The organism is Frankia sp. RB5, from assembly GCF_059816245.1.
The window spans coordinates 1-10,800 of the sequence record NZ_JCBATA010000113.1 but is presented as its reverse complement, the minus strand read 5'-3'; the positions used below and the strand labels follow the sequence as shown (position 1 = coordinate 10,800).

Genomic DNA, 10,800 nt, shown 5'->3' with positions numbered 1-10,800 from the left:
ATCAACCCACAACACCATCCACGCCACCCGACCCGACGGCACCCCCATCACCACCACACCACCCACCCTCACCACCCACGACCTCGACGCACTCATCCGCAACCTCGACGAAGAAGGCGAAGAAGGAAGCTAGGTGAGGATCGCCTGGGGGCCGATGGATGCGTGGAGAAAGGCGCCGCGGATCAGGCGGGCGTGGTGGCGGCGAGGTGGGGGGTGCGGGCCTCGAGGGCGGCCTGGCCGGCGGCCAGCAGGACGCCGGCGGGGACGGTCTGGCCGGTGAAGTGCTCGACCTGTCCGACGGCCTGGGCGGCGAGGATCTCCAGGCCGCCCGCGACGCGCGCGCCGGCCCGGTAGGCGGCTGCGGCGAGCGCTGTTGGCCAGGGGTGGTAGAGCAGTTCGACGAGCTGGCAGGACGCTGGCCAGGCCCGGGCCGCGAGGGCATCGGTGGCGCCCGCGGGGGTGGTGGCGATGACCAGGTCGGGGCCGGTGGGCAGGCCGGTCGCGAGCAGGTCCCAGGGCAGTGCCGTCGCCTCGACGCCCAGTCGACGGCCCATGTCGGCGAGCTCTGCGACCGCCTCGGGCCGGCGGGCCACGACGGCGACGTGCGGGCATCCGGCGGCGGCCACGGCGGCGATCGCCGCGCGGGCGGTGCCGCCGGCGCCGAGTACCAGCGGCTGGCGGGGGCGCGCCGCGCGCATCACACGCCGCAGCGCCACGCCGACGCCGACGATGTCAGTGTTGTAGCCGGCGAGACGACCGCCGTCACCGACGACGACCGTGTTGACGGCGCCGATCGCCGCCGCGGTCGGATCCACCTCGTCGATCAGGTCGAGCACGACGGTCTTGAGCGGCATCGTCAGCGACACGCCCACCCAGCCGGGCTCGGTGCGCAACCGGCCGAGCATCCCGGGCAGATCGGCCGCGTCGCAGTGGATGGCTGTGTACTGGACGGCGACGCCGAGCTCCGCGTAGGCGGCGGCGTGCAGCACCGGCGACAGCGAGTGGGCCACCGGCGCGCCGAGCACGGCGGCCCGGGCATCGGCCACGTCGGTCACTGTCGTGACCTCCGACTGGACATCCCGCGTTGCCTGGACATCCCGTGTCACAACGCCTCCCGCCTTTCTCGACCCACCGGCCCGGACCGGGCGCGGTGCTACTCCTTGCCTCCCTCGGCGTGGTACTGCGCACGCAGGGTGTCCCACTCGTCTGTGGTCGTCGCGAACTGGGTGACCTTTGTTCGCGGCATGGACACGAAATACAACCATGTCCCGGCGGCCGGTTCCAGAGCGGACTTCAGCGCCCACAGTCCGGGGTTGGAGATCGCGCCCGGCGGCAGGCCGGCGACCGCTCTGGTGTTGTACGGGTTCGAGGTGTTCTCCAGCTGGGCCCTGGACAGCGGGCCGGTGTACTCGCTCTGCGCGTAGCGGGTGGTCGAGTCCATGTCGAGGCGGCGGAAGCCACCGGTGGTGTCGTTGAGCCGGTTGTAGATCACCCGGGCGACCTTGGGACCCTCGTCCGCGTTCGCGACCTCCTTCTCGATGATCGAGGCGATGGTCACGATCTTGGCGGGGGTCATCCCCTGCGCCGCGGCCCGGTGCTCGAGGTCGAGGGAGGCCGTCTCCTGCTTGAACCGGGTGACGAAGCTGGTCATCAGCTGGACCGGGGTGGCTCCGGGCACCAGGTCGTAGGTGGAGGGGAAGAAGTAACCCTCAAGCGTGGGGGCGTATGACGGTACGCCGAGCTGGGCCGGGTTGCGGGCGATCGCCTCCAGTTCCTCCATCGGCGTGCCCAGCCGGTCGTGCAGGCCGGCGAGTACCTGCTGGACGGACATGCCCTCCTTGATGACGAACCGGAACGGCGCGGAGGACGCCGGGTCGAGCAGAGCGGCGAGGGCGGCGTCGGCGCTCATCCGGTTGCGCAGCCGATAGGTGCCCGGCTGGATGCCCAGCGACTTCGGGTTCGCGGCCGCCGCCTTGACGAACGAGGAGACGGAGGCGGTCACGTTCGCCTCGTGCAGTTCCTGCGCGATCTCGCGGGCGCTGGCGCCGTCCGGGACCTGGACCACAGCAATGCCGTCGCCCGAGCCGATGTAGTCCGCGGCGGAGGAACCGCCGGAGACGCGGCCGACGACCTTGCCGACGCCGTAGATGCCAAGCCCGAGCAACGCGGCCACGACGACGAGGACGGCGACCAGCTTCGGCAGCGCCCGGCCACCACGGCGCGGGGCGTCCACCTCCTCGCCGTCGTCGTTCCAGCTGCCACGCCACTCACCGTCGGCCGGATCGTCGTCGGCCGGATCGTCGTCGTAGGCCGAGTCCGGATGGGCCAAATCCGGATAGTCGTCCTCCGCGTAGCCCGTGTCGCGGTAGTCCGTGCCCCGCCGGCCGGCCTCACGGCGGCCGGGCCCACGGCGGTCAGATCCACGGCGGTCGACGTCCGGATAGTCGGGATCGTCGTAATCGGCGTCCCGGTAGCCGGGGTCGGCGGCGTAGTCGTCGAAATCCGCGTCGGCGTAGCGACCGTCGGCGTCCGCGTAGCGACCATCGGCATAGCCCGCGTCAGGAAAGCCCGCGTCAGGGTAGGCCGGGTCAGGGTAGGCGCCCTCGGGATCGCGCTCCGGGCGACGGCCGGCGCGGCCCGACCGGCCGGCGGTGCCGGAGCGGCGGCGACGGCCGTAGGGATCCTCGTCGAGCATCTCGTCGAGGTTGCCGCCGGTCACCTCGCGTCCCGCGGGTCGGCGGCAGCGGGCGCGCCGCCGTTCCCGCGGCGGAACTCACTCCCACGACGCGTGTCGAGGTCGTGCTGGAGGATCTGCACGGCTGCCTCCTGATCCACGAGGGTGCGGCGGGCGCGCGAACGAACGCCACGCTCGGCCATTCTGCGATGGGCCGCAACCGTGGTAAGCCGCTCGTCCACGAACCGGACGGGGATGGGGGCGATCCGCTCGGTGAGCACCTCGACGTACTCCCGAACCAGCCGGACCGCCCGGCCCTCCTGCCCGGACAGCTGCCTGGGCAGGCCAACCACGACCTCTACAGCCTGCCTGTCCCGCACGATCCCGACAAGGAGGTCGATGTCCGTATTGTTTCGCTTGTCCCTGTCTAGGGTCGTGACGGGGACCGCAAGAATGCCGTCCGGGTCGCTGGCGGCGATGCCGACCCGCACGGAACCGACATCCACCCCCACACGCACCCCGCGACGAATCCCCGGGTCGCTCACCGCCTCACCGTACGGCGCACGGGCTGGCCACGGCAGCGGCCGACGGCACCTCAGCGACCGACGGCACCTCAGCGACCGGTCAGATCGGCGATCAGGCTCCGCAGCTTCACGAAGGCGGCGGGGACGATCTCGGCGCTGCCGCCGCCGCCCTGGGCGATGTCGGGCTTGCCGCCGCCCTTGCCGCCGAGCGCCCCCCACGAGTTGCGCACCAGCTCACCGGCGCGCAGCCCGCGGGCCCGCGCCGCCTCGTCGGTGACGACGACGATCGACGACCCGTCCGCGCGGATCACCGCGACGACCGCGGGGCGCCCGGCGAGCCGCCCCCGCACGTCCATCGCCAGCAGGCGCACGTCGTCCGGCGCGGTGCCGGCGGGGACCTCGGCGGTGACGACGGCGACGCCGCCGACGTCCTCGGCGCCCTCGGCGAGCGCCCCGGCGCCGGCGAGCACGGCCGACGCCCGCAGCCGGTCGAGCTCCCGCTCGGCGTCGCGCAGCCGGGTGACGATGTCGCTCACCCGGTCGGCGAGCTCGTCCGGGCGGGCCTTGAGCGCGGTGGACAGCTGCGAGACCAGCAGGTGCTCGCGGGCCAGGTAACGGAACGCGTCGATGCCGACGAGCCCCTCGACGCGGCGGGTGCCGGCCGAGATGGACGCCTCGGAGAGCAGCTTGACCGCGCCGAGCTGGGCGGAGCTGGAGACGTGGGTGCCGCCGCACAGCTCGCGGGCGTAGTCGCCGACGTCGACGACGCGCACGGCGTCGCCGTACTTCTCGCCGAACAGCGCCATCGCGCCGAGCCGGCGGGCCTCCTCCTGCGTCGTCACGAACCAGCGCACGGGCAGGTCACGCAACGCGACCTCGTTGATCTCGTCCTCGACGTCGGCGAGGACGGACGGCGGCACCGCGCCGAGGGCGTGGAAGTCGAAGCGCAGCCGGCCGGGCGAGTTCAGCGAACCGGCCTGGGTAGCCCCCTCACCCAGCGCCCGACGGAAGGCCGCGTGCACGAGGTGGGTGGCGGTGTGCGAGCGGGACACCGCGCGCCGGCGGCCCTCGTCGACCTCGGCGTGCACCCGGTCGCCGACCCGCAGCTCGCCGGAACGCACCTTGACCCGGTGCAGCACCAGGTCCGGCACAGGGCGCTGCACGTCGAGGACCTCGACCTCGCCACCGTCGAAACGCAGCACGCCGAAGTCGGGCTCCTGGCCGCCGCTCTCGGCATAGAACGGGGTGGCGTCGAGCACGACGCCGATCTCCTCGCCCTCGCCGACGACCTCGCGGCCCGCGCCGTCGCCGATCCCGGCAATCCCGGCAAAGTCAACAAGGCCGACGACGCCGGACTCGCGGGACAGCTCCTCGTAGCCGGTGAACTGGGTCGGCCCGGAGCTGGCCAGGATCGGCCGGAACGCGGACAGGTCGAGGTTGCCGATGCGCCGGGCGGCCCGGTCGGCCTTGGCGGTCTGGCGCTGGCGCTCCATCAGCCGGCGAAAGCCCGCCTCGTCGACGGTGAGCCCGGCCTCGGCGGCCATCTCCAGCGTCAGGTCGATCGGGAAGCCGTAGGTGTCGTGCAGCTTGAACGCCTCGTCGCCGCCGAGCGTGGACGCGCCCGTCGCGCGGACCTGTCGCACCGCCGTGTCGAAGATCGTCGTGCCGGTGCGCAGGGTGTCCGCGAACGACGTCTCCTCGGCGACGGCCACCCCGGTGATCGTGTCGGCGTTGTCGACGAGCTCGGGGTAGATCGGGCCCATCGCCTCGCCGATCACGCCGAACAGCTCGCCCATCACCGGCTCGCGGGCGCCGAGCAGCCGGGCGTCGCGTACGGCCCGGCGCAGCAGCCGGCGCAGCACGTAGCCGCGGCCCTCGTTGGACGGGACGACCCCGTCGGCGATGAGCATCGCGGCGGTGCGGGAGTGGTCGGCGATGACCCGCAGCCGCACGTCGGCGGCCGGGTCCGCGCCGTAGCGGCGGCCGGTGAGCCGGCCGGCGGCGTCGAGCACGGGCCGGGAGATGTCGATCTCGTAGACGTTGTCGACGCCCTGCAGGACCGTCGCCATCCGCTCCAGGCCCATGCCCGTGTCGATGTTGCGGGCGGGCAGCTCGCGCAGGATCGGGTAGTCGTACCCGGCGCCCTCACCGCGCTCGAACTGCATGAACACGAGGTTCCAGACCTCGAGGTAACGGTCCTCGTCGGCGATCGGGCCGCCCTCGCGGCCATACGCGGCGCCACGGTCGAAGTAGATCTCGCTGCACGGTCCGCACGGGCCGGGCACGCCCATCGACCAGTAGTTGTCCTCCTTGTCGCGGCGCTGGATGCGCTCGGCGGGAAGAAGGTCGAGCCAGATCCGCTCGGCCTCGTCGTCGTCGAGGTAGACGGTGGCCCACAGATCGTCCGGCTTGAATCCGTACCCGTCGACGAGCAGCTCGAAGGCGAACGGGATCGCCTCGGCCTTGAAGTAGTCGCCGAAGGAGAAGTTCCCGCACATCTGGAAGAACGACGCGTGCCGCGCGGTGCGGCCGACGTTCTCGATGTCGACCGTGCGCACGACCTTCTGCACGCTCGTCGCCCGCGGCCACGGCGGGGCCAGATCGCCGAGGAAGTACGGCTTGAACGGCACCATCCCGGCGTTCACCAGCAGCAGCGTCGGGTCCTGGGCGACGAGCGACGCGCTCGGGACGACGGTGTGCCCGCGCTGGGCGAAATGGTTCAGAAAGCGGCGGCGGATCTCGGCCGTGTCCATCAGGTCACACTGTCCATCAGGGTCACACTGTCCATCAGGGTCACACTGTCCAGACTCGTGGGGAACCAGACTCGTGGGAAACTACGGGACGTTCAGGGTCGGCGGGCACCGGGAACCAGCCGCATCGTCCGCTCGAGGTCGTCGACGTCCTCGGGAAGGCCGGCCGGAGCTGGCGGGGCGGGGTCGTCCGGGTCACGGTCAAGGCCGAGGGCACCACGGATCTCCTCCTCCCGCTCCGCCGCCGCTTCGCGGACGTCCGCGAAGAACTCCTGCACCGACTGTACGAAAGATCCGGCCAGGCTCGTCGGAGTCAGCGCGGCGGCCGCCTTCGCCGCCTGGCGCACCACCACGACACCCCCGGCCGCGCCGAAGGCCAGGTAGAAGATCCGCGACATCTAGCGGCCCCCCTGACGCGCGTCGGTCGTCCGTTCCGCCTTCATCTGCGTCTTCACCCGGGACTCGACCTCCGAGCGGGTGCGCTTGGCGGCCGCCTTGCGCACGCCGTAGCTGAACGCGGCGACCCGGACCATCGGCCCGCCGACCGTCGCCGCGAACAGCGAGGTGAGCGACGAGACGTTCGTCGTGACCGTCTGGACGTTGGCCGTGATCGCGTCGATCCGGTCCAGCTCCTTGTTCACATGGGCGAGCGCCACGTTGACCTCGTCGACCGTCGCTCCGGCCTGCCGCACCCGGGCGGTTCCCTCGTCGATGGCGATGCCCGTCTGGCGCACCCGCGCCGCCGCCTCGTCGAAGATCTTGCCGAGCTTGAGCAGGACGAAGCAGCCGAAGAGAGCGAGCACCGCGAACGCGCCCGACGCGATCAGGCCCGCGACCGCACCACCGGACATATGTGCTCCTGCCTCCATCGTCGATTGGGCCGGTCCCACCCCACCCGAATCCGGCATGCCGTGCCACGCCGCGACCATCGCGCGACCGCCGCGACGTCCCGTGTGACCTTACCGAGGCATCCGCCGCCACTATGGGTAGCCCCCGTCCTCACCCCCCGCCCCCGGACCGCCGACCTGGGCTTCTCTCGGGTGACACAACGACGGTTGCGCGGGCGGCGACCCCGCTGCGGCCCCTGTGGGCCGCCGGGCGTCAGGTTTCGGGCGTGCCGCGGACGGCGGCGCGCAGGTCGCGCAGCCGCTGCCCGGCACGGCGCTCGAAGCCGTGCTCGCCGGGCTGGTAGTAGTCCGCGCGGGTGAGGCCGTCCGGCGGGTACTGCTGGCGCACGACGCCGGCGGGGTCGTCGTGCGGGTAGCGGTAGCCGGCACCGCTGCCGGCGCGGGCCGCCCCCGGGTAGTGGGCGTCGCGCAGGTGCGGCGGGACCGGCCCCGCGCGCCCGGCGCGCACGTCGGCGGTGGCCGCGTCGAGGGCCCGGATCACCGCGTTCGACTTCGGCGCCAGGGCCAGGTGGATGGCCGCCTGGGCGAGCGCGAGCCGCGCCTCGGGCAGGCCGACGAGGTCGAGCGCCTGGGCGGCGGCGACCGCCACGGACAGCGCGCCGGGATCGGCCATGCCGATGTCCTCACTCGCCAGGATGATCATCCGGCGGGCGACGAACCGGGGGTCCTCGCCGGCCTCGAGCATCCGGGCCAGGTAGTGCAGCGCCGCGTCGGCGTCGCCGCCGCGCATCGACTTGATGAACGCGCTGGTCACGTCGTAGTGCTGGTCGCCAGACCGGTCGTAGCGCACCGCCGCCCGGTTCACGGCCCGTTCCAGCGGCTCCACCTCAAGCCGCGCGACGGGCTCACCGACGTCACCCTCGGCGGGCGGCAGGTCTGCGGGAGGGAGGTCTGCGAGGATGGCCTCGGCGCCGGCCTCGAGGACGGTCAGGGCGCGGCGGGCGTCCCCGCCGGCGAGACGCACGACGTGCTCCCGGGCCGCGGCGGACAGTTCCACCCGGCCGCCATAGCCCCGTGGATCGCGCAGGGCGCGTTCCAGCACGCCGCGGATGTCGTCGTCGGTCAGCGGCTCGAGGGTGAGCAGCAGCGACCGGGACAGCAGCGGGCTCACCACCGAGAAGAAGGGGTTCTCGGTGGTCGCGGCGACCAGGGTGACCCAGCCGTGCTCGACGGCGGGGAGCAGGGCGTCCTGCTGGGTGCGGGTGAAGCGGTGCACCTCGTCGATGAACAGCACCGTGCGCGCACCGGACACGGACCGGGTGGCGCGTGCCTCGTCGATGACGGCCCGTACGTCCTTGACACCCGCGGTGACAGCGGACAGCTCCCGGAACCGCTGGCCCGTCGCCCGCGACACGATGTGGGCGAGCGTGGTCTTCCCGGTGCCCGGCGGGCCCCACAGGATGACCGACGTCCTCCCCCCGCCCTCGACCAGCCGCCGCAGCGGGCTGCCGGCGCCGAGCAGGTGCCGCTGGCCGACGACCTCGTCCAGGCTCGCCGGGCGCAGCCGGGCGGCGAGCGGCGCCGCGGGGCCCCGGTCGACCGGGCCCCCGGCGTCGACCGCGCTTGTGGCGCCGGCCGGGTCGAGTGCGTCGAACAGGCTCACCATTCCACCGTACGGCTCGGCGGGTACCGGCCGTTCACCCGGCGCTGGTGGGATCCTTCGGCGCGCTGGCGTGCCTCCAGCCCGAGTAGCTCGACCCCTGCGGACCCTCACCGCCCGACCGGCCCTCGGCGGCGTGGCGGCCGTCGGCGGCGTGGCGGCCGTCGGACTGGCGGCCGTCGGACTGGCGGCCGGAGACGGTGTAGAGGCCGTCCTCGGCGTACCGGCCCGGCCACTGCTCGCCGGTGCGCAAGGCGTCGAACCCCGGTCGGGCCTGCGGGGAGGGCTGGTCCACCGGCCCGGCCCGGCGGTGGCGGCTGCGCCCATCGCCGGCCAGCGACAGGGCGCCCACCTCGGTGACCCCGCCCAGCGCGGAGAAGATGACCAGCGCCAACAGGGTGAACGCGATCACGCAGACGATCGGGGCGAGCGAGATCGGGTCCGTGCCGCTGACCTGCTCGTCCCCGGAGCCGGCCTGGACCTGGGTGGCCGCCATGGCCGTGTAGTGCATGCCGCAGACCGCGGCGGCCATCACCATCGAGGCGATCACGACGTGCCGGCTGGTGCGGACCCGGAACGCGATCCACAGGGCGGCGAGGGCCGCGGCGACCGCGATGGCCACCGACAGCGCGACGATGTCGGTCCGGTAGGTCACGGTCCCGCCGACATGCATGGCCGCCATGCCGGTGTAGTGCATCACGGCGATGCCGAGACCGGCGACGACCCCGCTGATGCCGAGCCAGCCGATGCTGCGCGGGCGGCGCGCGACGAGGCCGAGCCCCAGCGCCGACGCCGCGATCGCGATGACCAGGGACAGCCCGGTCATCGGCAGGTCGTAGCGGAGGTCGAGCCCGTCCACCCGGTAACCGATCATTCCAATGAAATGCATCGACCAGATCGCTCCGCCGCCGAGGGAGACGGCAGCGGCCAGCGTCCAGCGGGCCCGGGAACGACCCGCTGACAGGGAGATCCGGATCGCGCTGACCAGGGCGGCAAACGAGCCCACGAGGGCCAGGCCTGCCGATACGACCACGAACAGCAGGTCCTGGCTTGCATGCTGATGAACGGCCTGCGCATTGATCACATGTCCCCCTTGAATCGGCCGGAGCCCCCAACATGTAGCACGAGACAGGTCGAAAACCAAAAACTATACGCAATGCAACGAGTATGTCCACTACCCCGCCATAAATCGCAAATAAGCCTATATGGATCTAGTGGTCACATGCCTCATATCGCCGAGATGACCAGGCGGGCGCGACAGTGCGCCCACCCGAGGACGCGGTAGCCCGGGCGGGCCAGCCCGACGACTGTGACCCCCGGTGAGGTGCGACGATGTGGTCTCGGCCGGTCGACAGGCGGACCAAGGGCCCCGGTGGACGACCCACCCATGTCGCCGGAGCCACGCCGGACCCAGGTGGGTTCCAGTCCCTCAATCGGGACGGAGTCTCGAATACGGGATCAGGCACCACAAATGTCACGCGGCCGGGCAATCCGTTCGCCGCGACGGCGGTCGACCCGCGCGCCCCGGCCGCGGAGAAACCGGGCTCCGCGCCGACCTCCGCATTTGCGGGACTACTCTCAGACCACACCTAAGTGCCCCGCGGAACCGGCCCGTCAACTTGACACAACAAGGAGTTCCGGACATCGGTCATACATCTCCGCCACCCCGGACCGGAAGACCACAGGCCATTTCCACGAAAGGCCTTTCACGCATTGGTGTGCATGTATGGTTCAGCTAGTCGGTTTATCTACTCGTACGGCTCCCGCCGCCCGTGCCTGGGCCGGGGCTCGGCGAGCGGGACCGGAGCAGGGCAGGCCCCCACCGGCGCCGACGGCCCGCGGCGGGCGGCCCCTGGCGGGACGGCCGCCGGCCGGCGTCGACGTGGCGCCCCTCCACTACACCGATCACAGCCCCACCCCGGAGACCGAATCCCCGCCCCGGAAAGGTGCAGCCACGTGAGCGTGATCCCTCCGCCCCGCACCGGCGCCGACCGTGCCGTAGCCGCACGGGCCACCGCATCGCCCCCGCCCGGGTCCGAGCCGGCGGAGCACACCGTGCCCGCCGGGCGGGCCCGAGCCTCCCGCCGCGGCGGCGGGACGTCCACGCGCCCGCCCCGGCCCGCCAGCTCAGGACCGGGGAGCGAGGCGCCCGCGGAGCCGGCTCCGTCTCCGGCGCTGGCAGGCGTGCCCCTGCCGCGGATCGGCCAACGGGTCCGGGTGCCGAAGACGGCGGAGCTCGTCGCCGCCCACCTGCGCCGCCAGATCGTCCGCGGCGAACTCCACGAAGGCGACGCCCTCCCCCCCGAAGCCGTCCTCATGGAACAGTTCGGCGTCTCCCGCCCCA

At 72.7% G+C, this 10,800-nt stretch carries 9 protein-coding genes; 1 reads left to right on the top strand and 8 read right to left on the bottom strand.

Translation table 11 applies throughout. The features are described 5' to 3' along the window. Positions 1-182: 182 nt before the first annotated feature. From AC6EXY_RS32505 to AC6EXY_RS32470, 8 genes are all read right to left on the bottom strand, one after another. Entirely contained in the window at positions 183-1,055 is an 873-nt protein-coding gene (locus tag AC6EXY_RS32505; protein ID WP_243407496.1) for a shikimate dehydrogenase, read from the bottom strand. A 98-nt stretch (positions 1,056-1,153) separates the two neighbouring features. Continuing rightward, a complete protein-coding gene (mltG, locus tag AC6EXY_RS32500) occupies positions 1,154-2,719 on the bottom strand; it encodes an endolytic transglycosylase MltG (protein WP_499818924.1) in 1,566 nt (521 codons plus the stop codon). Next, a complete protein-coding gene (gene ruvX / locus AC6EXY_RS32495; protein WP_207770295.1) occupies positions 2,716-3,255 on the bottom strand; it encodes a Holliday junction resolvase RuvX in 540 nt (179 codons plus the stop codon). Before ruvX ends, mltG begins: the two co-directional genes overlap by 4 nt. Positions 3,256-3,287: 32 nt before the next feature. After that, positions 3,288-5,951: an alanine--tRNA ligase gene (gene alaS / locus AC6EXY_RS32490; RefSeq protein ID WP_101831806.1), complete on the bottom strand. Its 2,664-nt coding sequence runs from the start codon at positions 5,949-5,951 to the stop codon at positions 3,288-3,290. Positions 5,952-6,043: 92 nt separating this feature from the next. After that, positions 6,044-6,346, bottom strand: coding sequence for a hypothetical protein (locus AC6EXY_RS32485; RefSeq protein ID WP_101831805.1), 303 nt, complete (start codon positions 6,344-6,346; stop codon positions 6,044-6,046). After that, entirely contained in the window at positions 6,347-6,799 is a 453-nt protein-coding gene (locus AC6EXY_RS32480) for a DUF948 domain-containing protein (RefSeq protein ID WP_101831804.1), read from the bottom strand. 250 nt (positions 6,800-7,049) lie between these two features. Then, positions 7,050-8,462, bottom strand: coding sequence for a replication-associated recombination protein A (locus AC6EXY_RS32475; protein ID WP_101831803.1), 1,413 nt, complete (start codon positions 8,460-8,462; stop codon positions 7,050-7,052). A 31-nt stretch (positions 8,463-8,493) separates the two neighbouring features. Further along, on the bottom strand, positions 8,494-9,540 hold the full coding sequence (locus AC6EXY_RS32470; protein WP_243407493.1) for an MHYT domain-containing protein: 1,047 nt from the start codon (positions 9,538-9,540) through the stop codon (positions 8,494-8,496). Positions 9,541-10,412: 872 nt separating this feature from the next. Between AC6EXY_RS32470 and AC6EXY_RS32465 the strand changes: the two genes are divergently transcribed. After that, on the top strand, positions 10,413-10,800 hold a 388-nt coding region (locus tag AC6EXY_RS32465; protein ID WP_499818926.1), incomplete at its 3' end, for a GntR family transcriptional regulator.